The following is a 23,430-nucleotide window of genomic DNA, read 5'->3' as shown; positions in this document are numbered from 1 at the left end:
CCGTGATCCCTAACGGAACTAGCACGTGAAAGCCTGGTTCCGCCGAATTATCGCTGCGGTAAATAACGCAGCGGGTTTACGGATTTCCCCTTGTAACGAATTTCAAAATGCAAGCGTGTTGAACTGGTTCCGGTACTACCCATGGTAGCTATTTTCTGCCCCGCCTTGATTTCTTGTTGTTCCCGGACCAGCATTGTATCGTTATGGGCGTAGGCACTCAGGTAATCATCGTTATGTTTGATGATAATAAGATTACCGTAACCACGCAGCGCGTTACCGGCATAGACGACGCGTCCATCTGCGGTCGCGACAATAGCCTGTCCCTTGCTGCCTGCAATGTCGATCCCTTTATTGCCACCTTCGGTAGCCGCAAAGTTTTCGATCACTTTGCCGTCGGTCGGCCAGCGCCAGGTAGAGATTGGCGAGCTGGTTGACGTTGAGCTTGCAGTTGATTCGGTTGCGCTAACTGCCGGAGCCGTTACAGGCGCTGTGACCACAGTCCCAGCAGGCTTGTTGTTCGGCAACATTTTATTAGCACTTTGTTCACCTGAATCCTCAGAATACGTAATTGTTGGTTTCGAAGCAACAGCAACGGTGGAATTTTGTGCAGGGTTGGTCACAACTCCTTGCTGTGCTGCATCCGCCTGGGTGATGGCATTTCCACCGGTAATCGGTGCGCCAGACGCATTGCCCACTTGCAGAGTTTGACCGACATTCAGGCCATACGGGGCCGGAACGTTATTGCGTTGTGCGAGATCACGGAAATCGTTCCCGGTAATCCAGGCAATATAGAAAAGGGTATCGCCTTTCTTAACAGTATAGGTACTGCCGCCCGTATAGCTACCTTTCGGAATGTTCCCATACTTACGATTGTACACAATACGACCGTTTTCCATCTGCACAGGTTGTTCCGCAACAGGCTGGATCTGTGTTGACTGTGTGGTCGGACGCTGCACCGGCTGGATCTGCGGCGTTTGCTGTACTGTCGACGTCGAGCCCATTTTTGGTGGAGGCGTAATCAGCATACCGGAATTGGTGTTCGTTGATGCACCGCCATCAACGGAACTGACCGGTGCAGGTGGATTCGAGGTATTTGAACAACCTGCCAGCCATAATGAAACCAGTGACAATGCCGCAATGCGGCGAACGGTAAATTTGTGGCTTCCCGCGCTCATTTATCCCCCAGGAAAATTTGGTTAAAACCAGTGACGTAATCACCGTGCAAGGCATCGGACTGGGCACTGGAAACGTGACCACGATACGCTTACTAATTCCAGAATATCCAGGAAAACTCCAGGTATTCAGAGCCTGTATCTACGCAAGCTCCCCTTTTACTAAGGGAACGAAGCGTACGGCCTCCACGGTATCGATAATAAATTCGCCTCCCCGACGACGCACCCGTTTCAGAAACTGGTGCTCGTCACCCACGGGTAAGACGAGAATGCCGCCTTCATCCAACTGCATCATCAATGCGGTTGGGATCTCAGGCGGCGCTGCCGTAACAATGATAGCGTCAAACGGGGCTCGCGCTTGCCAGCCTTGCCATCCATCACCATGACGGGTAGAAACATTATGTAAATCAAGCTGTTTAAGTCGACGACGCGCCTGCCACTGCAAACCTTTAATGCGCTCAACAGAGCACACATGGTGCACCAGGTGCGCCAGAATCGCCGTTTGGTAGCCAGAGCCGGTACCAATTTCCAGCACCCGGGACTGTGGCGTTAACTCCAGCAGCTCGGTCATCCGTGCAACCATATAGGGCTGCGAAATCGTCTGCCCCTGACCAATCGGCAGGGCAATATTGTCCCAGGCCTTATGTTCAAACGCCTCATCAATGAATTTTTCACGCGGCACGGCGGCAAGTGCATCGAGAACAAGCTCATCTCTGATGCCCTGCGCACGTAATTGTTCAAGAAGAGTGTGTACGCGTCTGCTTACCATTGCGTGTCGGCTCCCACGCTGTCTAGCCAGTCAGAAACAACTTCATGCGCGCCGTATGCGGTTAAATCGACATGCAGCGGCGTGATGGAAACATAGCCTTCATCGACGGCGGCAAAATCAGTATCCGGTCCGGCGTCGCACTTTTCGCCCGGTGGCCCGATCCAGTACAGCGTATTACCGCGCGGGTCCTGCTGTGGTATCACCTGATCCGCAGGATGGCGACTACCGCAGCGGGTGACGCGAATACCTTTAATCTGATCCAGCGGTAAATCCGGCACGTTGATATTCAAAATGCGCCCGGTGCGCAGCGGTTCACGACTCAGCGCCCGTAAGATACGGCAGGTTACTGCGGCAGCAGTATCGTAGTGTTTATGCCCATCAAGTGAGACAGCCAGCGCAGGGAAGCCCAGGTGACGACCTTCCATCGCCGCCGCAACGGTACCGGAATAGATAACATCATCGCCGAGATTAGGACCTGCGTTAATACCAGACACGACAATGTCCGGACGCGGACGCATTAATGCGTTAACGCCCAGATAGACGCAATCGGTAGGTGTACCCATTTGTACGGCGATATCACCGTTATCATAGGTGAACGTGCGAAGTGAGGATTCCAGCGTCAGCGAGTTGGACGCGCCACTGCGGTTACGATCCGGGGCAACCACCTGTACGTCAGCAAACTCACGCAGCGCTTTCGCCAGCGTTTGTATACCGGGTGCGTGAACCCCATCATCGTTACTCAGCAATATACGCATAATCACCCATTGTGTTAATAAGTTCCCTTACAACACTGGTGGCGAAGCTACCTGCCGGTAGCCAGAAACGTAACTCAACGGTTACGTCATCCCACCAGTTCCAGCTTAATTGTTGTGGATACAGCAACATAGCGCGACGCGACGCGTCGACTTTCTCGCGCAATAACAGAGACTGCAGCGCGGTTTCATCAGCAACAGCGGCTTCTTCAAACGCCAGCGCGTCGCGTTGAGTTCCCCACTCACCGCTGCCCGGTAATGCCGCTGTAATCATCAATTCTTTCTCATCGACGCGACGCTGTAATTCAGTTTGTTCTTCCTGTGCGGCGACAAACCAGCTTCCGCGCCCCGATAATTGTAGCGCATCGCCGTCAACAACTTGATTAAAGTCTGTTTTTTTCAGGCGTTCACTGACTATCTGATTAAACAACGCGCTACGGGCCGCCGACAACCAAAAACTGCGTTTATTGCGATCGCGCACCGGCGCATCGCTTTGCGCCCAGCGCAGCGCCCCTTGCAGGTTGCTGCCGCCGATACCAAAACGCTGAGCGCCAAAATAGTTCGGAACGCCGCGCTCGTTAATTGCCTGCAAACGCGCTTCAACATCATTTCGCTCGCTCACTTCACGCAGCACCAGCGTAAATTCGTTGCCTTTCAGCGCCCCTAAACGCAGCTTACGCTTGTGGCGTGCGTACTCCAGCACTTTACAGCCTTCAAGCTCAAATTTGCTTAAATCAGGCATCGCATTGCCCGGCACACGCGCACACAGCCACTGTTCCGTGACCGCATGCTTGTCTTTCTGGCCAGCAAAGCTCACTTCGCGGGCATGAATTTTCAGGAATTTCGCCAGCGCGTCAGCCACAAAACGGGTGTTACAACCGTTTTTCAGGATACGCACCAAAATGTGCTCGCCTTCGCCATCGGGTTCGAAGCCTAAATCTTCGACGACGACAAAGTCTTCCGGATTCGCTTTCAGAATGCCATGGCCTTGTGGTTTGCCATGGAGATACGTCAGATCTTCAAACGCAGTCATTTCGTTGCCTTAATGAGTAACGCCACCGCTTCACAGGCAATCCCTTCCCCACGCCCGGTAAAACCGAGTTTTTCCGTGGTGGTCGCTTTCACGTTAACATCATCCATATGGCAGCCGAGGTCTTCGGCAATAAACACTCGCATTTGTGGAATGTGCGGCAGCATCTTCGGCGCCTGGGCAATAATTGTCACATCCACATTACCAAGCGTATAGCCTTTGGCCTGAATACGCCGCCAGGCTTCACGCAATAATTCACGACTATCAGCACCTTTAAAGGCCGGGTCGGTGTCCGGGAATAGCTTACCGATATCCCCCAGCGCAGCCGCGCCCAGCAGAGCATCGGTTAACGCGTGTAACGCCACGTCGCCATCAGAATGCGCCAGCAATCCTTTTTCATACGGGATGCGCACACCACCAATGATAATTGGGCCAACTCCTCCAAAAGCGTGTACGTCGAAACCGTGTCCAATTCGCATTATGCCTTCTCCTGATATACACAGCGTCCTCCAGGCAGCCTGAAGGATGATGTATCTAGATAGTTCGGGTCAGATAAAATTCCGCCAGCGCCAGATCTTCCGGGCGGGTGACTTTGATGTTGTCAGCACGCCCTTCGACCAGCTGCGGATGAAAGCCGCAATATTCCAGCGCCGAAGCTTCGTCTGTAATAGTTGCACCTTCGTTGAGTGCACGCGTCAGGCAATCGTGCAATAACTCGCGCGGGAAAAACTGCGGCGTCAACGCATGCCATAAATCGGTGCGATCGACCGTATGGGCGATGTCTGTTCGCCCCGGCTCCGCGCGCTTCATTGTGTCGCGTACCGGTGCGGCAAGGATCCCGCCGGTACGGCTGGACTCGCTGATTGCCAGCAAACGGGCCAGATCATCCTGGTGCAGGCACGGACGCGCGGCGTCATGCACCAGCACCCAACGGGCCTCCCCTGCGGCTTGCAAACCGGCAAGGACAGAATCGGCACGCTCGTTGCCGCCATCCACCACCGTAATTTGCGGGTGCGCAGCAAGTGGAAGTTGGGCAAAGCGACTGTCGCCTGGGCTGATAGCGATGACGACTCGCGTCACCCGGGGATGAGCCAGCAGCGCATCAACCGAGTGTTCAAGAATGGTTTTATTGCCAATAGAGAGGTACTGCTTAGGACACTCTGTTTGCATTCGGCGGCCAAACCCGGCAGCCGGCACCACGGCGCAAACGTCCAATAAAGTGGCTGCCATGTTAAATCCCTGGACGGTTTATCGATTGTTTTGCCCTGCAGTCTGAGCGCGTTTAGACGCGTCAGGCACCAGACGATAAAAAGTTTCGCCCGGCTTAGTCATACTGAGTTCGTTGCGCGCACGCTCCTCAATAGCCTCTTGTCCGCCATTGAGATCGTCAATTTCGGCAAAGAGCTGATCGTTACGCGCTTTAAGTTTCGCGTTTGTAGCTTGCTGCGCAGCAACATCATCGTTGACGCGACTATAGTCATGTATGCCGTTCTTACCGAACCACAGCGAATACTGCAGCCAGACTAATAAAGCCAGCAACAGCAGCGTTAGTTTACCCATCCTGCCCCCTGAAAAACGGCATTAATATCCCATAACTTCCGCAGACAACTTTACATCAACGGTCGGGAATGCCGCGACAACGCGGGCAAATGTACCACATTTGCCCGTTGTTACGTATACCCCGTGTAAGGAGAACACAATCTCATTGTTGGTTACGGTTTGAATTATGACCAGAGAGTGAACAACGTCGGCGATTGTTAAAAAAAAGCGTTTGCCTAACCCAATAACCATAAAAATAGTGCGCCAAACATCGCCCCAACCACCAGCAGGGTACAGGTAATGCTCAGCAGCAACCTCCCCTTCAATAGCGAGTGCAAGGCAATACCCGCGACAATCGCCACGGGCAGCAACGCGAGGAAAAAGGGCCAGGTATAAATGAAGAAAAACAGTGTATTAGGGCCATACATCAGACACGGGAATCCCAGCGCCAACAACCATGCGATAAAACCGACCACGGCCCCCGGTAGTGACCAGGTGGTTTCGTCGTCGGCGGCGAAGGTATCTGACTCTGTAATTGTAATGTTATGGCTGTTACGCATATCTAATCCTGTGACCGTGACTGACCGGGCATGTGAGCTCGGGTGTCTCAGGATCTGATAATATCTTCCTGCCTCAGCAGGTCTAATAATTGGGGTACCAAATTTGTTACCAATTGTTCACCATCAAGATGAATCTCTGGCGATTCAGGCGCTTCGTATACCGAATCAATTCCGGTGAAATTGCGTAACTCACCCGCCCGCGCTTTTTTATACAGCCCTTTTGGATCGCGTGCTTCACACGTTGCTAATGGCGTATCGACAAAAACTTCAATAAAACGCCCTTCGCCAACTCGCTCACGAACCATTTTGCGCTCAGCGCGATGCGGTGAGATAAAGGCGGTCAACACCACAAGACCCGCATCCACCATCAGGTTAGCCACTTCACCAACCCGGCGAATATTCTCCTTACGATCGGCATCACTAAATCCAAGATCGCTGCACAAGCCGTGACGCACGTTATCGCCATCCAAGAGATAAGTACTCACCCCCAGCTTATGCAACGCTTCTTCAAGCGCCCCTGCTACCGTGGATTTACCGGAGCCTGACAGCCCGGTAAACCACAGTACAACACCACGATGACCGTGGCGTTGTTCCCGCTGTTGCGGTGTAACAGGATGGGCATGCCAGACGACGTTTTCGTCATGCAGCGCCATTATTTTCCTCCCAGCAGATCGCGCGCACCCCAGTGTGGGAAGTGGCGACGCACCAGTGCATTAAGCTCCAGCTCAAACGCGCTGAACTGAGAAGCCGCGGCGTGCTCCTGAACAAGTGGCTCACGCACCAGTCCCGCGCCAACGGTAACGTTGGTCAGGCGGTCAATAATTATCAGCCCGCCCGTCACCGGGTTCTGCTGATAGGTATCCAGCACCAGCGGCTCATCAAAGGTCAGATTAACCAGACCGATGCCGTTCAGCGGTAGCGCTTCAACGTTACGTTGGGTCAGGTTGTTTATATCGACCTGATATTGCACATTATCAACGCGTGCGCGGGTCTTCTTGCCTGCGACTTTGATGTCGTAGCTTTGTCCAGGCGACAGCGGTTGTTCCGCCATCCAAACCACATCAATGGCTGCGCTTTGTACCGCCGGCAACGCCTCACCGGCATCAAGTAACAGGTCGCCCCGGCTGATATCGATCTCATCTTTCAGCACCAGGGTGATCGCTTCACCTGCATGCGCTTCCTGTAAATCGCCATCAAAGGTCACGATCCGCGCTACGCTGGACTCAACGCCGGACGGCAGCACTTTGACGCGCTGCCCGACCTTCACGCTACCGGAGGCCAGCGTTCCGGCATAACCACGAAAATCCAGATTCGGTCGGTTCACATACTGCACTGGGAAGCGCATCGGCTGAGTATCAATACTGCGCTGGATCTCAACGGTTTCCAGCACTTCCAGCAGCGTCGGACCGCTGTACCACGGCATACTGGCGCTTTGCGAAGCCACGTTATCGCCTTCCAGCGCAGAGAGCGGCACAAACCGGATATCCAGGTTGCCCGGCAGTTGTTCAGCAAAAGTAAGATAGTCTTCGCGAATGCGGTTAAATGTCTCTTCGCTAAAGTCCACCAGATCCATTTTGTTGATCGCCACCACCAGGTGTTTGATCCCAAGCAGCGTGGAGATAAAGCTATGACGACGAGTCTGATCCAGCACGCCTTTACGCGCATCGATCAATAGGATCGCCAGGTCGCAGGTCGACGCACCGGTCGCCATGTTACGGGTGTACTGTTCATGCCCGGGTGTGTCCGCAATAATAAATTTACGCTTCTCGGTAGAGAAATAACGGTAAGCCACGTCGATGGTGATGCCCTGCTCGCGCTCGGCCTGCAAGCCGTCAACCAATAACGCCAGATCAAGCTTTTCGCCTTGAGTGCCGTGACGTTTACTGTCATTGTGCAGCGATGAAAGCTGGTCTTCATAAATCTGACGCGTGTCATGCAGCAAGCGACCAATCAGGGTGCTTTTCCCGTCATCCACGCTACCGCAGGTTAAAAAGCGCAGCAGACTTTTGTGTTGCTGGGCAACCATCCAGGCTTCAACGCCGCCTTCATTAGCAATTTGTTGTGCAAGTGTCGTGTTCATGGCGGCTCCTTAGAAATACCCCTGACGTTTCTTCAGCTCCATGGAGCCCGCCTGGTCGCGGTCAATCACGCGGCCCTGACGTTCACTGGTGGTTGAGACCAGCATCTCTTCGATAATTTCCGGCAGCGTCTGCGCATTCGACTCCACCGCGCCTGTCAGTGGCCAGCAACCGAGCGTACGGAAACGCACCATGCGTTTTTTAATCACTTCCCCGGGTTGCAGATCGATTCTGTCGTCATCAATCATCATCAACATGCCGTCGCGTTCAAGCACCGGACGCTCCGCCGCCAGGTACAGTGGCACGATGTCGATGTTTTCCAGCCAGATGTACTGCCAGATATCCTGTTCGGTCCAGTTGGAGAGCGGGAAGACGCGAATACTTTCGCCTTTGTTAATTTGTCCGTTGTAGTTGTGCCACAGCTCCGGGCGCTGATTTTTAGGATCCCAGCGATGAAAACGATCGCGGAAAGAGTAAATACGCTCTTTGGCACGCGATTTCTCTTCGTCACGACGAGCACCGCCAAACGCGGCATCAAAACCGTATTTATTGAGCGCCTGCTTCAGCCCTTCGGTTTTCATAATGTCGGTATGCTTGGCGCTGCCGTGGACGAACGGGTTGATGCCCATCGCCACCCCTTCCGGGTTTTTATGCACCAGCAGTTCGCAGCCGTAGGCTTTCGCCGTACGGTCACGAAACTCGTACATTTCGCTGAATTTCCAGCCGGTATCAACGTGCAGTAATGGGAACGGCAGCGTGCCAGGATAAAACGCTTTACGCGCCAGATGCAGCATTACGCTGGAATCTTTGCCGATGGAATACATCATCACCGGATTAGAAAACTCGGCGGCCACCTCACGAATGATATGGATGCTTTCCGCTTCCAGTTGCCGCAGGTGGGTAAGTCGTTTTTGATCCATAACCGTTCCTATGTAATGCCGTTATTTTGCTAACGATGCTCAGATAACCTGACTATAGGGAGGGCAAGAGGGCGAATGAAATTACGAATTGGAATGAGTAGTTCCTCAAAGGAATAACGATCCGGAAAAGCAAATATCAAAAAGTGCTTAAGCTACCGGATTTCGGGCATTTAGGAGCAAATGAAATTGTTTTACCTCGATCACAGTTTCATACTAGCGGCTGAAAATTTCTGCTTGGTATTTAAGGACTCATTATGTTTTCCGCAACGCGCCACCTTATTGCTGCCATGGCGCTCGGCGCGTGTTTTATCCTTCCTGCACAGGCAACATCCTCCAAACCTGGCGATATCGCAAATACCCAGGCTCGATATATCGCAACGTTTTTCCCGGGCCGCGTGACGGGATCTCCGGCTGAAATGTTATCTGCTGATTATATACGTCAGCAATTTCAGCAGATGGGCTACAGCAGTGATATTCGGACGTTTAATAGCCGTTATGTTTATACCGCCAAAGATAACCGAAAAAACTGGCATAACGTAACGGGAAGCACCGTTATTGCAGCACATGAAGGCAAAGCGCCGCAGCAGATTATTATTATGGCGCACCTCGACACCTACGCCGCACAAAGCGATGCCGATTCAGATGCCAATCTGGGTGGATTAACCCTGCAAGGGATCGACGACAACGCTGCAGGTGTTGGCGTGATGCTGGAACTAGCGGAAAAACTCAAAGACGTGCCGACGCAGTACGGCATCCGATTTATCGCCACCAGCGGCGAGGAAGAAGGCAAACTGGGCGCGGAGAACATCCTGAAGCGAATGAGCGCCGCCGAGAAGAAAAACACGCTGCTGGTTATCAACCTCGATAACCTGATTGTCGGTGATAAGCTCTATTTCAACAGCGGTAAGAAAACCCCGGAAGCGGTGCGAAAACTGACGCGCGACCGGGCACTGGCTATCGCGCATAGTCGCGGCATTGTAGCCAGCACCAATCCAGGCCTGAACAAAGACTATCCGAAGGGAACAGGATGTTGTAACGATGCGGAGGTCTTCGACGACGCGGGTATTGCTGTGCTCTCCGTTGAAGCGACCAACTGGAACCTGGGCAAGAAAGATGGCTACCAACAGCGCGCCAAAAGCGCCTCGTTCCCGTCTGGCAACAGCTGGCATGATGTGCGACTGGATAACCAGCAGCATATCGATAAAGCCTTACCGGGCCGGATAGAGCGCCGTAGCCGCGACGTAGTACGCATTATGCTGCCGCTGGTAAAAGAACTGGCGAAAGCAGGTAAATCCTGAAGAAGAAGCCCGGTAATAAGTAAACGTTACCGGGCTTTTAACAGTTAGCCTTCGTGCAGCCCGCACTCTCTTTTCAGCCCAAAAAACCGCGTCTCTTCTTCCGCCATTCCCGGCTCCCATTTGCGGGTGGTATGGGTATCGCCGACTGACAGATAGCCCTGATCCCACAGTGGATGGTACTTCAGACCATGCTTTTGCAGATACTGGTAAACCGTACGGTTGTCCCAGTCGATGATCGGCAGAACTTTAAACACACCACGCTGAATAGCCAGCACCGGTAAATGCGCACGACTGCCCGATTGCTCACGGCGCAGACCGGCAAACCAGGTCTGCGCGTCGAGCTCCTGTAGCGCCCGGTTCATCGGCTCGACTTTGTTGATGTCATTGTATTTTTCAATGCCCTCAACGCCCTGCTCCCACAGTTTGCCATAGCGCGCTTCCTGCCAGGCCGCACTTTCCTTCGCCCGGTAGACTTGCAGATTAAGCTTGAGCTTGTCCGTTAACTCGTCAATAAACTGGTAGGTTTCCGGGAACAGATAACCGGTATCGGTGAGGATCACCGGGATATCCGGGCGAACCTGATTTACCAGGTGCAGGCTCACTGCCGCCTGAATACCAAAACTTGATGACAGTACATATTCGCCAGGCAGGTTTTCCAGCGCCCACGCCACGCGATCCTCGGCGCTCAATTTTTCCAGTTGGTCGTTGGTTTGCGCCAACGCCATAACGCGTTCAACTTTCGGCAGTTCGTTCAACGCGTTGAGATCGAGTTTGGACATAAGTTCCTCACTGTTTGCCTTGCCTGATGGCGCTGCGCTTATCAGGTCTGCCGATTCAGCAGACCCGATAAATCAATTTCACATTATTCCCAGAAATCCCGGGCAGGATCGAGCACCGGGCGAATAATGCCCGCACGCACCGTAAAGTCACCGAAGCCTTCACCCGCTTCGCGCTCTTTCGCCCAGCGCCCAATCAGTTCATCCAGCGATGCCAGAATTTCCGGCTCGGTGATGTTCTCTTTAAACATCCGGGGAATGCGAGTTCCAATACGGTTGCCCCCTAAATGGAGGTTGTAACGTCCGGGCGCTTTCCCCACCAGACCAACTTCCGCCAGCATCGCGCGGCCGCAACCGTTCGGGCAGCCAGTCACACGCATGACAATATTTTCATCACTCAGGCTGTGCTTCGCCATCAGCGTGTCGATGTTGTCGATAAACGCTGGCAGGAAGCGCTCGGCCTCCGCCATCGCCAGCGGACAGGTTGGGAACGACACGCAGGCCATCGAGTTTTCACGCTGCGGAGTGACCACATTCATTAAGCCACTCTTCTGCGCAATCTTCTCGATCTTCGCCTTTTCACTCTCAGGAACACCTGCAATGATCAGGTTCTGGTTCGCGGTAATACGGAACTCACCTTTGTGGATCTTCGCGATCTCAAGCAGACCGGTTTTCAATGGACGGCCCGGATAATCCAGGATACGGCCGTTTTCAATAAACAGCGTCAGATGCCATTTATTGTCGATCCCTTTCACCCAGCCGATACGATCGCCGCGACCGGTGAACTCGTACGGGCGGATAGGCTCAAACTTGATCCCCGCGCGGCGCTCAACTTCAGCTTTAAAGGTCTCAACGCCTACGCGTTCCAGCGTGTATTTGGTTTTGGCGTTTTTACGATCGGTACGGTTACCCCAGTCACGCTGAGTCGTCACCACCGCTTCTGCCACGGCCAGTGTATGCTCAAGCGGCAGATAACCAAATTCGCTTGCCGTCCGGGCGTAAGTTTTCTTATTGCCATGCTCAATGGACAAACCGCCGCCCACCAGCAGGTTAAAGCCCACCAACTTGCCGTTTTCTGCAATCGCCACGAAGTTCATGTCGTTGGCATGCAGATCGATGTCGTTCTGCGGTGGGATCACCACCGTGGTTTTAAACTTACGCGGCAGATAGGTTTGACCGAGGATCGGCTCCTCGTCAGTGGTCGCAACTTTTTCCTGATCAAGCCAGATCTCTGCATAGGCGCGGGTGCGCGGCAGCAGATGTTCGGAGATCTTTTTCGCCCACTCGTAGGCTTCGGCGTGCAGCTCAGATTCATACGGGTTGGAGGTACACAGCACGTTACGGTTCATATCGTTGGCGGTCGCCAGTGCGTCCAGGCCGACGGAGTGCAGCATCTGGTGTACCGGCTTAACGTTCTTCTTCAGAATGCCGTGAAACTGGAAGGTCTGACGGTTGGTCAGACGAATGCTGCCGTAAATGGTGTTGTCATGGGCGAACTTGTCGATCGCCTGCCACTGTTTGGTGGTGATCACTCCACCCGGCAGACGACAGCGCAGCAGCATCGCGTGACGCGGTTCCAGCTTTTGCTCGGCACGTTCGGCGCGGATATCGCGGTCGTCCTGCTGGTACATACCGTGAAAACGGATCAGCAGGAAGTTGTCGCCTTTAAACCCGCCGGTCAGGCCGTCGTTTAAATCTTCGGCAATGGTACCGCGCAGATAGTTGCTTTCCAGCTTCATACGCTCAGCGTCGGACAGTTTGCCTTCGACCACCAATGGTCCTGGATGTTTTTCGCTCATTAGTAGACATCTCGCTGATAACGGCGCTCAATGCGCAGCTCACTTAAAAATTCATCCGCCGCTTCGATATCCATACCACCGAATTCGGCAATCACTTCCAACAACGCCTGCTCAACGTCTTTCGCCATACGATTGGCATCGCCGCAGACATAAATGTGGGCACCGTCGTTAATCCAGCGCCACAGTTCCGCGCCCTGTTGGCGCAGTTTATCTTGTACGTAGACTTTTTCTTTTTGATCGCGGGACCAGGCGAGATCGATACGGCTCAGTACGCCCTCTTTGACGTAACGCTGCCATTCCACCTGATACAGGAAATCTTCGGTAAAGTGCGGGTTACCGAAAAACAGCCAGTTTTTGCCTTCGGCTCCATCAGCCGCACGCTGCTGCATGAAAGCACGGAACGGTGCAATTCCCGTACCCGGGCCAATCATAATCACCGGTGTCTGCGGGTTTGACGGCAGGCGGAAATTGTCGTTGTGTTCAATGAACACGCGAACTTCACCTTCTTCTTCCACGCGGTCGGCGAGGAAACTGGAAGCACCACCAGCACGGGCGCGGCCTTCTATCTCATAACGCACCACGCCCACGGTGACGTGCACTTCGCTTTCCACTTCCGCCTGAGAAGAGGCAATGGAGTACAAACGCGGCGTCAACGGACGCAGAAGATCAACTAACGCCTGAGCATCCAGTTGCGCTGGGGAAAAGCGCACCATATCGACGATGGGCGTGGTGGCGGCATAATGCTGCAACTGTGCTTTGTCACCCACTAACGGCAGCAATGTTTCGCTGCGGGTTAAGGTGGCATAGTTCTCCACGATATTGCCGGTATTCACCGTCAGCTCGAAATGCCACTGCAACGCTTCAGCGAGCGACAAGGTTTTGCCTTCAACCGTCACCGGTTCATCACCTTTCAGCCACAGCAGTTCAACCAGTTCTTTAACCAGATCCGGGTCATTCTGATACCAGACGCCCAAGGCATCGCCCGGCTGATAACGCAGGCCGGAATCGCCTAAATCAATTTCAATATGGCGTACGTCTTTTTCAGAGTCACGGCCGGTAATTTTCTGATTCACCGCAAGCGACGCCGTCAGCGGCGCTTCTTTGGTGTACGGGCTGGTGTGTACTTCATTTACCGCACCGCTCGCGGCAACTTGCACAGACGGTACTGCAGGCGCACGTGCTTTCAGGACATCAATCAAACGGGCACGCCACTGCGCGGCGGCGGCCTGATATTCGACGTCGGCATCTACACGATCGAGCAGACGTTCACCGCCCAGCTCAGCCAGTTTCGCATCGAAGTCTTTTCCTGACTGACAGAAAAACTCATAGGAGGTGTCGCCAAGACCAAACACGGCAAAAGCGGTGTTATCGAGCTTTGGCGCTTTTTTCGAGAACAGGAATTTATGCAACGCCACGGCTTCTTCCGCCGGTTCACCTTCCCCTTGCGTCGACGCCACCACGATCAGCAGTTTTTCATTGGCGATTTGTTTGAATTTATAGTCGCCAGCGTTGATCAGAGTGACGTTGAGCTTCGCGGCGATCAGATCATCGCGCAGGGCTTCCGCCACACGACGCGCATTACCGGTTTGCGAGGCGGAGATAAGCGTAATGCCTGGCATTTCAGCGACAGGCGCAAGCGCCGCTGCATTGCTACCAGGCAGCTGATTCAGCACGCCCCAAAAATAGCCAGAAACCCACGCAAGCTGTGCGGGAGTGAAATCGGTCGTGGCTGCCTGAAGGCGTGCCAGTTGCTCCGGGTTTAGCGGTAGCAGAGCGGAAGGTGGGGCCTGTGTCGTCATGCGTTGTCATGTTCCAGTAAGCAAAGCGGATTTCAGCAATAAAACCCAAACTGAAGATAAGGTTAACGGCGGGGATAGTAACAATTAAAGAAGGGATAGAAATAACAAATAACCAAATGGACTAACCTGTTTTAGTTATAGTCATTAACGACAAAACCGATTTAATAACTATATGATATATAAATAGTTATCAAACATTAACAGCGTAAATATGACGTTCTGATGCTTAGCGCCCTTTTAACTAATGATAAAAATTGTGCTTTACGGTACCCTACGGCGGTTTTTCGCATTCTTGAGAGTAAATAATGTCCACCACCTTGTTTAAAGATTTCACCTTCGAAGCCGCTCACCGCCTGCCGCACGTACCGGAAGGGCATAAGTGTGGCCGCCTGCATGGTCACTCATTTATGGTGCGTCTTGAAATTACCGGTGAAGTCGATCCGCATACCGGTTGGATCATGGATTTTGCTGAGTTAAAAGCCGCGTTTAAGCCGACTTACGACAGACTCGATCACTACTATTTGAACGATATTCCTGGCTTAGAAAATCCAACCAGTGAAGTGCTGGCCAAATGGATTTGGGATCAGATTAAACCTGTGGTCCCTCTGCTAAGTGCTGTAATGGTGAAAGAAACCTGCACAGCAGGCTGCGTGTACCGCGGCGAGTGATTGTAGGCTTGCCGGATGGCAATGCGTCTTATCCGGCCTGCAACGAGCAACAAACTCTGGCCGGGTAAGCGAAACGCTCCCGGCACAGTTATCAGGCAATATTCAGATATTTATGGGTTTGCATCGACAGACGCCAGTTGCGCGCAATACAGGTATCAATACACAAACGCGTCGCATCTTCTTTCTGGCTGATTGGCTGTAAGGCGATGATTCGTGGTTTGTCGTCGCTCAGCGTCGCCAGCAGTTCATCCAGCGCTTCAATATCGCGAACGCGACCAACCGGATGTTTGATTTCATTCGCGCGCTCCAGCGCCTGCGACAGCACATCATAACCGCCACGCATATTTACCTTCGGCGATACGGTCACCCAGGTATTCGGCGTACAGCGTACTTCGTGGGTACCACTAGTTTCAATCTGGCAGCTAAAGCCGTTCTTTTCCAGCAGGTCAGTCAGCGGCATCAGGTCATGAATGCAGGGCTCGCCGCCGGTGATCACCACATGACGGGCGGTATACCCCTGACGCGAAATGACCGCCAGCAGATCCTCACTACTCGCCGCCCCCCATTTGTCGCTTTCTTTGGTCTTGGCCAGGATGCTGTACAGGGAGACTTCCCGATCCTCAAGCTTATCCCAGGTGTGTTTGGTATCGCACCAGGCACAGCCAACCGGGCATCCCTGTAAACGAATAAAAATGGCGGGGACGCCGGTAAAGTAACCCTCACCTTGCAGGGTCTGGAACATCTCGTTAATCGGGTACTGCATAGCGCTCTCAATATGGGGATAAACGATAATTATCGCAGATCCCCGCCAAAGTATCATGCCCCATCGATGCTTTACGAGGCGATCGCCGCGACAAAGCGTGCCGTTATCTGCTGCGGACGCGTGATTGCGCCACCAACCACCACGGTATAGGCACCTAATTCCAGGCATCGTGCGGCACGTTCCGGAGTATCGACGTTTCCTTCTGCCACGACAGGTACGCTGACCGCCGCCAATACCTCACGTAAAAAACCGCAGTCGTTTTCCGCCAGCACATGCCCGGCAGTGTCAGCGGTATAGCCGTAGAGCGTGGTGCCCACGCAGTCAAAACCCAGACGCTCAGCTGTCACCGCCTCGTCTATGGTGGCGATATCCGCCATCAGCAGCACAGACGGGTAGCGAGCGCGGATTTGCATAACTAATTCTTCCAGCGTTTGTCCACCTGGGCGCGGGCGCGCTGTCGCATCCAGAGCAATAATCTCCGGCTCAACGGTCATTAGCTCATCCACTTCCTGGAGCGTGGCCGTGATAAACACATCGCTACCCGGATAATCACGCTTGATAATCCCAATCACCGGCAGGGAGACGCTCTCTTTGATCGCGCGAATATCCACCACGCTGTTCGCACGAATACCTACAGCACCTCCCTGCGCTGCCGCCAGCGCCATACGCGACATAATAAACGGACTGTGCAGGGGCTCATTTTCCAGCGCCTGGCAGGAGACGATTAATTTACCTTTCAGGGAATCCAGTACAGTTTTCATTACGATAAGATCTCTTCGACTTCGTTTTTGATGATGGTGACATGCGGGCCATAAATCACCTGAACCCCGTTGCCGCGAATAATTACGCCACGCGCTCCGGTCGCTTTCAGCGCCGCTTCATCGACCTTGCTACTCTCTTTTACCGTCACGCGCAGACGTGTGGCGCAACAGTCCACCTCTTCCAGATTCTCTTTACCTCCCAGTCCGGCAATCACAGCCGCAGCACGCTCACTTTGCGGCAGGCCGGATTCAGTCGGTGCTGCGTTTTCACGACCAGGCGTCAACCAGTTAAAGCGGTTAATCAAATAGCGGAAGGTGAAGTAGTAAAGGAAGAACCACGGGATCCCCACCATAGGGACGTACATCCAGTTGGTTTTAGCTTCCCCCTGTAGCACACCGAAGAGGAGGAAATCGATAAGCCCACCCGAAAAGGTTTGCCCGATGGTGATATGTAAAATATGTGCCATCATAAACGCCATACCATCGAAGAAGGCGTGAATGACGTATAACACAGGTGCGACAAACAGGAAGGAGAACTCGATAGGCTCAGTAATCCCCGTCAGGAAAGAGGTCAGGGCCGCCGACAACAGCAGACCAGCGACAAGCTTTCTGTTCTCTGGTTTTGCAGTATGGTACATCGCAAGACATGCGCCAAGCAGGCCAAACATCATGGTGATAAAGCGCCCGGACATAAAGCGCGAGGTGCCCGCATAGAACTGCTGCGTATTCGGATCGGCAAGTTGCGCGAAGAAAATACGCTGCGTGCCTTCAACCAACTGGCCGTTGACGATTTCACTCCCGCCAAGCGCTGTGGTCCAGAACGGTAAATAAAAGATATGGTGTAACCCCAGTGGGCCAAGCATACGCAGGATGAAGCCGTACAACAGCGTACCCAGATAACCGGTCGCATCCACCAGACCACCCAGTCCAAAAATGAGTTTCTGGAAATGCGGCCAAACCACCGTCATGACCGCACCCACTACAATCGCGGCAAGGGAGCTAATAATCGGCACAAAGCGCGAACCGCTGAAGAAACCAAGGAACTGAGGCAGCGAGACTTTATTGAAACGGCTATGCAGCGCGCAGGTGACAAGCCCAATCACCACCCCACCAAATACGCCTGTTTCCAGCGTCTGAATACCCAGCGTCATCCCCTGGCCTACGGCACCGGGATTCTCGTGCGCCAGCGTTCCGTTGAGTGTCAATAAAGCGTTGATGGTGGCGTTCATCACCAGAAATGCCAGCAATGCAGCAAGCCCGGCGGTGCCTTTGTCCGTTTTCGCCAATCCTACTGCCACACCCACCGCAAAAAGCACCGACAGGTTGGCAAACACAATAGAACCTGCGCTGGTCATGATCGTGAAGATTGCCTGTAACCAGTCAACGTCCAAAAACGGATACGCCGTCAATGTGTTTGGATTCGACAGTGCACCGCCAATCCCTAACAACAGCCCCGCAGCGGGCAGTACCGCAATCGGCAGCATGAACGATTTGCCGAACCGCTGTGCCTTTTCAAACCATGCGCCCGATGAGGCGCCGCTAAACATTTGCATCATTTTTTCATCTCCCCGATTAATGATGAAAATTTTTACCATAATTAATTTTATAAATGAAAATTATCATCAAAAACCAGGAAGCCGATCATACTTTTTTAAAATGACTGGCATCTCTCCCCTGCTTTCCGCCACACTATCAGCAGAGAAACGCATTAAGGATTTTGCATGTCAGAAAATGAAAACCTGCTGCTGAGATTGCGCCAGGGCGTTGACGGATATAGCCGAACACAGCAGAAGCTGGGAGAGTTTGTGCTTAGTGATCCGGCAAAAGTTGTCTACCTGACGATTACCGAACTGGCGCGTGAAAGCGACACCAGCGAGGCGAGCGTCACACGTCTGTGCCGCACGCTTGGGTGTAAGGGTTATAACGAATTCAAAATGGCGCTGGCTCTCGATCTCCAGCAAGGACAGCCGGTAGAGCACAGCGGGGATGAAATTGACAATGTGGTCAATGAATCCGTGCAAGCGCTGCAGGACACAGCAAAGTTACTCGACAGGACATTACTGGAATCCGCCGCTCTGGCGCTACATCAGGCTCAGTCGGTACAGATTTATGGCGTAGCGGCCAGCGCTATTCTGGGGGAGTATTTACATTACAAACTCCTGCGCCTCGGCAAACCCGCGCAACTGTTCAGCGACATGCACCGCGCAGCCATGAACGCCACTACGCTTAGCAAAAATACGCTTGTGGTAGCGATCTCCAGTTCAGGCTCCACGCGCGATCTGCTGCATGTCGTGAAACTGGCGCGTAAGCAAGGCGTGCGCGTACTGGCGCTAAGTAATACACCACGCAGTCCGCTGGCTTCGCTGAGCGATATTCAACTGGTCGCAGCCAAACCAGAAGGTCCGTTGAGTGCTGGTGCGCTAAACGCCAAGGTGGGTGTGATGCTGTTGGTAGAACTTCTCACCACGTCGCTGATTGCGCTGGATGAAAAGTACAGTGATGTGAGCCAGCAAACCGCCAGCGCAACACTTCCTCTACTGCTTTAAAAGCATAAAAAAACCCGCCGCAGCGGGTTTTTACGTTAAGAGTTAAAGAACAGGATTACGCCTGACCTTTGATCTCTTTACGACCGTTGTACGGTGCTTGTTCACCCAGAGCTTCTTCGATACGAATCAGCTGGTTGTACTTAGCAACGCGGTCGGAACGGCTCATAGAACCAGTTTTGATCTGGCCTGCAGCGGTACCAACAGCCAGGTCAGCGATGGTAGCATCTTCAGTTTCGCCAGAACGGTGAGAGATGACAGCGGTGTAGCCAGCGTCTTTCGCCATTTTGATCGCAGCCAGAGTTTCGGTCAGAGAACCGATCTGGTTGAATTTGATCAGGATGGAGTTAACGATGCCTTTTTCGATGCCTTCTTTCAGGATCTTGGTGTTGGTTACGAACAGATCGTCACCAACCAGCTGGATTTTGTCGCCCAGTACTTTAGTCTGGTATGCGAAACCGTCCCAGTCAGACTCGTCCAGACCATCTTCGATGGACACGATCGGGTACTGTTTGGTCAGTTCTTCCAGGAAGTGAGTGAATTCTTCGGAGGTGAATGCTTTGTTGCCTTCGCCAGCCAGAACGTATTTACCGTCTTTGTAGAATTCAGAAGCTGCACAGTCCATCGCCAGAGTGATGTCTTTGCCCAGCTCGTAGCCAGCTGCTTTAACCGCTTCAGCGATTACAGCCAGAGCTTCAGCGTTGGAACCCAGGTTCGGCGCGTAGCCGCCTTCGTCACCAACTGCAGTGTTCATACCTTTAGCTTTCAGAACTTTAGCCAGGTTGTGGAACACTTCAGAACCCATACGAACGGCTTCTTTCAGAGTCTTAGCGCCAACCGGCTGAATCATGAATTCCTGGATGTCGACGTTGTTGTCAGCGTGCTCACCACCGTTGATGATGTTCATCATCGGAACCGGCATGGAGTATTTACCCGGAGTACCGTTCAGTTCAGCGATGTGTGCATACAGCGGCAGGCCTTTAGCAGCAGCTGCTGCTTTGGCGTTCGCCAGGGACACAGCCAGGATGGCGTTTGCACCGAAGTTGGATTTGTTTTCAGTACCGTCCAGATCGATCATGATCTTGTCGATGCCAGCCTGATCTTTAGCATCTTTACCCAGCAGAGCCTGAGCAATTGGGCCGTTAACAGCTGCAACAGCTTTCAGTACGCCTTTACCCATGAAACGGGATTTGTCGCCATCGCGCAGTTCCAGTGCTTCGCGGGAACCAGTAGAAGCACCTGACGGAGCTGCTGCCATACCAACGAAACCACCTTCCAGGTGTACTTCGGCTTCAACAGTCGGGTTACCACGGGAGTCGATGATTTCACGACCGATGATTTTAACGATTTTGGACATTAGATTTTCCTCAGTACAAGTTAAACTAAAACTCCAGACAAACAATGCACCCTGATGGGTGCATTGCCGTTCTAACTTATTTACTTCTTACTTCGCCTGACGCTTCTGATGTTCACTGGCGGCTTTCACAAAGCCGGCAAACAGCGGGTGCCCATCACGTGGCGTGGAAGTAAATTCCGGGTGGAACTGACAGGCCACGAACCACGGATGATTCGGTACCTCAATGATCTCGACCAACTGATCATCACCGGAACGGCCTGCAATACGCAGACCCGCAGCTTCAATCTGTTTCAACAGCATATTGTTGACTTCGTAACGGTGGCGGTGGCGTTCAACAATTGTCGGCGCGCCGTACAGTTGACGAACCAGGCTATCGTCGCTCAACTGACACTGCTGCGCACCAAGACGCATAGTGCCGCCCAGATCGCTCTTCTCGGTACGGACTTCGACGTTACCGTCTTCATCGCGCCATTCGGTAATCAGGGCCACCACCGGGTACTTACAGTCTGGCACAAATTCCGTGGAGTTGGCGTTGTCCATACCCACTACGTTACGTGCAAACTCAATCAACGCAACCTGCATACCCAGGCAAATGCCCAGATAAGGAATATTGTTCTCACGCGCAAAGCGCGCCGTCGCGATTTTACCTTCAACACCACGGTAGCCGAAGCCGCCAGGGATCAGGATGGCATCAAGACCTTTCAGGATCTCAACGCCACGCGTTTCGACATCTTGTGAGTCGATCAGCTTGATATTGACGGTGACACGATTCTTCAGACCGCCATGCTTCAGCGCTTCGATAACTGACTTATAGGCATCCGGCAGTTCAATGTACTTGCCGACCATACCGATAGTCACTTCGCCTGCCGGATTAGCTTCTTCGTAGATAACCTGTTCCCATTCTGACAGATTAGCTTCCGGACAGTTCAAGCTGAATCGTTTACAAATATAATCGTCAAGGCCCTGAGATTTCAACAGGCCCGGAATTTTATAGATGGAATCGACATCTTTCAGAGAAATCACCGCTTTTTCCGGAACGTTACAGAACAATGCAATTTTTGCACGTTCATTAGCCGGAACTGCGCGATCGGAGCGGCAAATCAGGATATCTGGCTGAATACCGATAGAAAGCAGCTCTTTTACAGAGTGCTGAGTCGGTTTAGTTTTGACTTCACCTGCCGCCGCCATGTACGGAACCAGCGTCAGATGCATAAACAGCGTGTGCTCGCGACCAATTTCTACGGCCATCTGGCGAATCGCTTCAAGGAACGGCAGAGATTCGATATCCCCAACGGTTCCGCCGATTTCAACCAGAACAACATCATGACCTTCACCGCCTTCCAGAACACGCTCTTTAATGGCATTCGTGATGTGCGGGATAACCTGAACGGTCGCGCCCAGGTAGTCGCCACGGCGTTCTTTACGCAGAACGTCGGAGTAGATACGACCCGTAGTGAAGTTGTTGCGGCGGCTCATTTTGGTACGAATGAAACGCTCGTAGTGACCCAGGTCCAGGTCGGTTTCAGCGCCGTCTTCGGTAACGAACACTTCCCCGTGTTGGATTGGGCTCATAGTACCTGGATCGACGTTGATGTACGGATCCAGTTTCATCATGGTTACATTGAGGCCACGGGCTTCAAGAATGGCTGCCAGGGAGGCTGCGGCAATGCCTTTTCCCAGAGAGGATACGACCCCGCCGGTCACAAAAATATAGTTCGTTGTCATGCTGGACCTGAGAAGTTAGGGTGAAACGATGGAATTACCAAGACGGGAAAGTAGTATACCCGAACATGACGAGCGCCACAAACTTTCATTATTCCTCCTCTTCACCAGGCTCACATTAACATCGGGAGTGAGAAAATAGCCCCTTTGGGGTAAATGTTTTTGACGTAAATCAAGCGCTTGTTATTTAAAAAATCACACAAATCGCCCTTGACCGACGAAATCCCTTAGAGATCAATTTCCTGCCGTTTTACCTGTTGCCAGACTTCTTCCATAGTTTCCAGATCAACACCAGTCATTTCCAGACCGCGAGCAGCCACAATTCGCTCAACCTCACGAAAACGTCGCTCAAATTTCTCGTTCGCTTTTTGCAAAGCAGTCTCTGCTTTAGTGCCTAAATGCCGGGCCATATTGACCGTGGCAAACAGCAGATCGCCCATTTCCTCCTCCAGTTTAGCCTGGTCGACAACAGCCTGCTTCGCCTCAAACATGACTTCGTCGATCTCTTCGTAAACCTTGTCGACAACCGGTCCTAATGTTTTCCAGTCGAAGCCAACATTTGAGCAGCGTTTCTGGATTTTTTGGGCGCGCATTAATGCCGGTAAACTACGGGGAATATCGTCGAGCGCGGAATGCTGTGCCTTCTCAGCACGTTCTTCGGTTTTGATTTGCTCCCAACGGGTAAGCACCTCGGTGCTGTTACTTGCAGAAACATCAGCAAAAACATGCGGGTGGCGGCGTTCAAGCTTATCGCTTATCGCTGCGCAGATATCATCAAAGTTGAAGCGCCCTTCTTCCTGAGCCATCTGGGCGTAAAACACCACCTGGAACAGCAGATCCCCCAACTCTCCACGCAGGTCGTCGAAGTCTTCTCGCGCAATCGCGTCCAGCACTTCATAAGTCTCTTCGAGGGTGTAAGGAGCAATAGTGGCGAATGTCTGCTCTTTGTCCCACGGACAGCCGTTCTCCGGGTCGCGCAGGCGCTGCATAATACCGAGCAGTCGGTCGATTTGATTCATTGGAATATCCTGAAATTTCAATACGGTAGGCCGGACAAGGCGACATCAGGCAACATAGCAATGCCTGATGGCAACGCTAACGCGTCTTATCAGGCCTACAAGGTT

At 52.8% G+C, this 23,430-nt stretch carries 23 protein-coding genes; 3 read left to right on the top strand and 20 right to left on the bottom strand.

What is annotated here, in order from left to right:
• Positions 1 to 47 precede the first annotated feature (47 nt).
• From nlpD to cysD, 11 genes are all read right to left on the bottom strand, one after another.
• Positions 48 to 1,130 (bottom strand): murein hydrolase activator NlpD, encoded by a 1,083-nt coding sequence (gene nlpD / locus OGV71_RS24435; protein ID WP_223232897.1) that lies wholly within the window; start codon positions 1,128 to 1,130, stop codon positions 48 to 50.
• 184 nt (positions 1,131 to 1,314) lie between these two features.
• Positions 1,315 to 1,941: a protein-L-isoaspartate(D-aspartate) O-methyltransferase gene (locus tag OGV71_RS24430; RefSeq protein ID WP_003034172.1), complete on the bottom strand. Its 627-nt coding sequence runs from the start codon at positions 1,939 to 1,941 to the stop codon at positions 1,315 to 1,317.
• On the bottom strand, positions 1,935 to 2,696 hold the full coding sequence (surE, locus tag OGV71_RS24425; RefSeq protein WP_003825728.1) for a 5'/3'-nucleotidase SurE: 762 nt from the start codon (positions 2,694 to 2,696) through the stop codon (positions 1,935 to 1,937). Before surE ends, OGV71_RS24430 begins: the two co-directional genes overlap by 7 nt.
• The gene (truD, locus tag OGV71_RS24420) at positions 2,677 to 3,726 is read right to left on the bottom strand and encodes a tRNA pseudouridine(13) synthase TruD (protein ID WP_204583319.1); all 1,050 of its coding nucleotides are present in this window, start codon (positions 3,724 to 3,726) and stop codon (positions 2,677 to 2,679) included. The genes surE and truD overlap by 20 nt, the downstream gene beginning before the upstream one ends.
• A complete protein-coding gene (gene ispF, locus OGV71_RS24415) occupies positions 3,723 to 4,202 on the bottom strand; it encodes a 2-C-methyl-D-erythritol 2,4-cyclodiphosphate synthase (RefSeq protein ID WP_003034167.1) in 480 nt (159 codons plus the stop codon). The genes truD and ispF overlap by 4 nt, the downstream gene beginning before the upstream one ends.
• A gap of 55 nt (positions 4,203 to 4,257) precedes the next feature.
• A complete protein-coding gene (gene ispD, locus OGV71_RS24410) occupies positions 4,258 to 4,953 on the bottom strand; it encodes a 2-C-methyl-D-erythritol 4-phosphate cytidylyltransferase (protein WP_003840328.1) in 696 nt (231 codons plus the stop codon).
• Between the two features lie 18 nt (positions 4,954 to 4,971).
• Entirely contained in the window at positions 4,972 to 5,283 is a 312-nt protein-coding gene (ftsB, locus tag OGV71_RS24405; RefSeq protein ID WP_003034163.1) for a cell division protein FtsB, read from the bottom strand.
• Between the two features lie 215 nt (positions 5,284 to 5,498).
• Positions 5,499 to 5,822, bottom strand: coding sequence for a DUF3561 family protein (locus OGV71_RS24400; protein ID WP_003034160.1), 324 nt, complete (start codon positions 5,820 to 5,822; stop codon positions 5,499 to 5,501).
• A 47-nt stretch (positions 5,823 to 5,869) separates the two neighbouring features.
• The gene (gene cysC, locus OGV71_RS24395) at positions 5,870 to 6,475 is read right to left on the bottom strand and encodes an adenylyl-sulfate kinase (RefSeq protein WP_003034157.1); all 606 of its coding nucleotides are present in this window, start codon (positions 6,473 to 6,475) and stop codon (positions 5,870 to 5,872) included.
• Positions 6,475 to 7,902 carry a sulfate adenylyltransferase subunit CysN gene (cysN, locus tag OGV71_RS24390; protein WP_204583318.1) on the bottom strand — a complete coding sequence of 476 codons (1,428 nt, stop codon included), beginning with the start codon at positions 7,900 to 7,902 and terminating at the stop codon, positions 6,475 to 6,477. The genes cysC and cysN overlap by 1 nt, the downstream gene beginning before the upstream one ends.
• Positions 7,903 to 7,911: 9 nt before the next feature.
• Entirely contained in the window at positions 7,912 to 8,820 is a 909-nt protein-coding gene (gene cysD / locus OGV71_RS24385; protein ID WP_003034152.1) for a sulfate adenylyltransferase subunit CysD, read from the bottom strand.
• A 254-nt stretch (positions 8,821 to 9,074) separates the two neighbouring features.
• Between cysD and OGV71_RS24380 the strand changes: the two genes are divergently transcribed.
• Complete coding sequence (locus OGV71_RS24380; protein ID WP_032938348.1) at positions 9,075 to 10,118, top strand: aminopeptidase; 1,044 nt, start codon at positions 9,075 to 9,077, stop codon at positions 10,116 to 10,118.
• A gap of 44 nt (positions 10,119 to 10,162) precedes the next feature.
• Here OGV71_RS24380 and cysH read toward each other — a convergent pair whose 3' ends face one another.
• The 3 genes from cysH to cysJ all read right to left on the bottom strand — a co-directional run bounded on the left by cysH (position 10,163) and on the right by cysJ (position 14,492).
• Positions 10,163 to 10,897: a phosphoadenosine phosphosulfate reductase gene (gene cysH / locus OGV71_RS24375; RefSeq protein WP_003034149.1), complete on the bottom strand. Its 735-nt coding sequence runs from the start codon at positions 10,895 to 10,897 to the stop codon at positions 10,163 to 10,165.
• A gap of 83 nt (positions 10,898 to 10,980) precedes the next feature.
• Positions 10,981 to 12,693 (bottom strand): assimilatory sulfite reductase (NADPH) hemoprotein subunit, encoded by a 1,713-nt coding sequence (gene cysI, locus OGV71_RS24370; RefSeq protein WP_204583317.1) that lies wholly within the window; start codon positions 12,691 to 12,693, stop codon positions 10,981 to 10,983.
• Positions 12,693 to 14,492 carry an NADPH-dependent assimilatory sulfite reductase flavoprotein subunit gene (gene cysJ / locus OGV71_RS24365; RefSeq protein ID WP_286534141.1) on the bottom strand — a complete coding sequence of 600 codons (1,800 nt, stop codon included), beginning with the start codon at positions 14,490 to 14,492 and terminating at the stop codon, positions 12,693 to 12,695. Before cysJ ends, cysI begins: the two co-directional genes overlap by 1 nt.
• Positions 14,493 to 14,797: 305 nt before the next feature.
• On the opposite strand from cysJ, the gene queD reads away from it, so the two are divergent.
• Positions 14,798 to 15,160, top strand: coding sequence for a 6-carboxytetrahydropterin synthase QueD (gene queD / locus OGV71_RS24360; protein WP_003034142.1), 363 nt, complete (start codon positions 14,798 to 14,800; stop codon positions 15,158 to 15,160).
• Positions 15,161 to 15,251: 91 nt separating this feature from the next.
• Here queD and queE read toward each other — a convergent pair whose 3' ends face one another.
• From queE to OGV71_RS24345, 3 genes are all read right to left on the bottom strand, one after another.
• On the bottom strand, positions 15,252 to 15,923 hold the full coding sequence (gene queE, locus OGV71_RS24355) for a 7-carboxy-7-deazaguanine synthase QueE (RefSeq protein ID WP_003034139.1): 672 nt from the start codon (positions 15,921 to 15,923) through the stop codon (positions 15,252 to 15,254).
• A gap of 71 nt (positions 15,924 to 15,994) precedes the next feature.
• Complete coding sequence (locus OGV71_RS24350) at positions 15,995 to 16,684, bottom strand: N-acetylmannosamine-6-phosphate 2-epimerase (protein ID WP_204583316.1); 690 nt, start codon at positions 16,682 to 16,684, stop codon at positions 15,995 to 15,997.
• The gene (locus tag OGV71_RS24345) at positions 16,684 to 18,240 is read right to left on the bottom strand and encodes a maltose/glucose-specific PTS transporter subunit IIC (RefSeq protein WP_204583315.1); all 1,557 of its coding nucleotides are present in this window, start codon (positions 18,238 to 18,240) and stop codon (positions 16,684 to 16,686) included. Before OGV71_RS24345 ends, OGV71_RS24350 begins: the two co-directional genes overlap by 1 nt.
• A 165-nt stretch (positions 18,241 to 18,405) precedes the next feature.
• Between OGV71_RS24345 and OGV71_RS24340 the strand changes: the two genes are divergently transcribed.
• On the top strand, positions 18,406 to 19,230 hold the full coding sequence (locus tag OGV71_RS24340) for a MurR/RpiR family transcriptional regulator (protein WP_003034131.1): 825 nt from the start codon (positions 18,406 to 18,408) through the stop codon (positions 19,228 to 19,230).
• 55 nt (positions 19,231 to 19,285) lie between these two features.
• Here the strand turns inward: OGV71_RS24340 and eno are convergent, their stop codons facing one another.
• The 3 genes from eno to mazG form a co-directional block, all read right to left on the bottom strand.
• On the bottom strand, positions 19,286 to 20,584 hold the full coding sequence (gene eno / locus OGV71_RS24335) for a phosphopyruvate hydratase (protein WP_003034129.1): 1,299 nt from the start codon (positions 20,582 to 20,584) through the stop codon (positions 19,286 to 19,288).
• Positions 20,585 to 20,671: 87 nt separating this feature from the next.
• Positions 20,672 to 22,309 (bottom strand): glutamine hydrolyzing CTP synthase, encoded by a 1,638-nt coding sequence (gene pyrG / locus OGV71_RS24330; protein ID WP_003034127.1) that lies wholly within the window; start codon positions 22,307 to 22,309, stop codon positions 20,672 to 20,674.
• Positions 22,310 to 22,533: 224 nt separating this feature from the next.
• Positions 22,534 to 23,325, bottom strand: coding sequence for a nucleoside triphosphate pyrophosphohydrolase (gene mazG, locus OGV71_RS24325; RefSeq protein WP_003840346.1), 792 nt, complete (start codon positions 23,323 to 23,325; stop codon positions 22,534 to 22,536).
• Positions 23,326 to 23,430: the final 105 nt, after the last annotated feature.

Origin of the sequence: Citrobacter sp. Cf088, from assembly GCF_030334295.1 — a bacterium.
Taxonomy (GTDB): Bacteria; Pseudomonadota; Gammaproteobacteria; order Enterobacterales; family Enterobacteriaceae; genus Citrobacter; species Citrobacter freundii.
This window is presented reverse-complemented; position numbering and strand designations above follow the sequence as displayed.

What these genes read in the sequence shown, in the direction of transcription:
- OGV71_RS24430 (WP_003034172.1), bottom strand. Translation starts at nt 1,941, where the DNA reads ATGGTAAGCAGACGCGTACACACTCTTCTTGAACAATTACGTGCGCAG.
- surE (WP_003825728.1), bottom strand. Translation starts at nt 2,696, where the DNA reads ATGCGTATATTGCTGAGTAACGATGATGGGGTTCACGCACCCGGTATA.
- truD (WP_204583319.1), bottom strand. Translation starts at nt 3,726, where the DNA reads ATGACTGCGTTTGAAGATCTGACGTATCTCCATGGCAAACCACAAGGC.
- ispF (WP_003034167.1), bottom strand. Translation starts at nt 4,202, where the DNA reads ATGCGAATTGGACACGGTTTCGACGTACACGCTTTTGGAGGAGTTGGC.
- ispD (WP_003840328.1), bottom strand. Translation starts at nt 4,953, where the DNA reads ATGGCAGCCACTTTATTGGACGTTTGCGCCGTGGTGCCGGCTGCCGGG.
- ftsB (WP_003034163.1), bottom strand. Translation starts at nt 5,283, where the DNA reads ATGGGTAAACTAACGCTGCTGTTGCTGGCTTTATTAGTCTGGCTGCAG.
- OGV71_RS24400 (WP_003034160.1), bottom strand. Translation starts at nt 5,822, where the DNA reads ATGCGTAACAGCCATAACATTACAATTACAGAGTCAGATACCTTCGCC.
- cysC (WP_003034157.1), bottom strand. Translation starts at nt 6,475, where the DNA reads ATGGCGCTGCATGACGAAAACGTCGTCTGGCATGCCCATCCTGTTACA.
- cysN (WP_204583318.1), bottom strand. Translation starts at nt 7,902, where the DNA reads ATGAACACGACACTTGCACAACAAATTGCTAATGAAGGCGGCGTTGAA.
- cysD (WP_003034152.1), bottom strand. Translation starts at nt 8,820, where the DNA reads ATGGATCAAAAACGACTTACCCACCTGCGGCAACTGGAAGCGGAAAGC.
- OGV71_RS24380 (WP_032938348.1), top strand. Translation starts at nt 9,075, where the DNA reads ATGTTTTCCGCAACGCGCCACCTTATTGCTGCCATGGCGCTCGGCGCG.
- cysH (WP_003034149.1), bottom strand. Translation starts at nt 10,897, where the DNA reads ATGTCCAAACTCGATCTCAACGCGTTGAACGAACTGCCGAAAGTTGAA.
- cysI (WP_204583317.1), bottom strand. Translation starts at nt 12,693, where the DNA reads ATGAGCGAAAAACATCCAGGACCATTGGTGGTCGAAGGCAAACTGTCC.
- cysJ (WP_286534141.1), bottom strand. Translation starts at nt 14,492, where the DNA reads ATGACGACACAGGCCCCACCTTCCGCTCTGCTACCGCTAAACCCGGAG.
- queD (WP_003034142.1), top strand. Translation starts at nt 14,798, where the DNA reads ATGTCCACCACCTTGTTTAAAGATTTCACCTTCGAAGCCGCTCACCGC.
- queE (WP_003034139.1), bottom strand. Translation starts at nt 15,923, where the DNA reads ATGCAGTACCCGATTAACGAGATGTTCCAGACCCTGCAAGGTGAGGGT.
- OGV71_RS24350 (WP_204583316.1), bottom strand. Translation starts at nt 16,684, where the DNA reads ATGAAAACTGTACTGGATTCCCTGAAAGGTAAATTAATCGTCTCCTGC.
- OGV71_RS24345 (WP_204583315.1), bottom strand. Translation starts at nt 18,240, where the DNA reads ATGATGCAAATGTTTAGCGGCGCCTCATCGGGCGCATGGTTTGAAAAG.
- OGV71_RS24340 (WP_003034131.1), top strand. Translation starts at nt 18,406, where the DNA reads ATGTCAGAAAATGAAAACCTGCTGCTGAGATTGCGCCAGGGCGTTGAC.
- eno (WP_003034129.1), bottom strand. Translation starts at nt 20,584, where the DNA reads ATGTCCAAAATCGTTAAAATCATCGGTCGTGAAATCATCGACTCCCGT.
- pyrG (WP_003034127.1), bottom strand. Translation starts at nt 22,309, where the DNA reads ATGACAACGAACTATATTTTTGTGACCGGCGGGGTCGTATCCTCTCTG.
- mazG (WP_003840346.1), bottom strand. Translation starts at nt 23,325, where the DNA reads ATGAATCAAATCGACCGACTGCTCGGTATTATGCAGCGCCTGCGCGAC.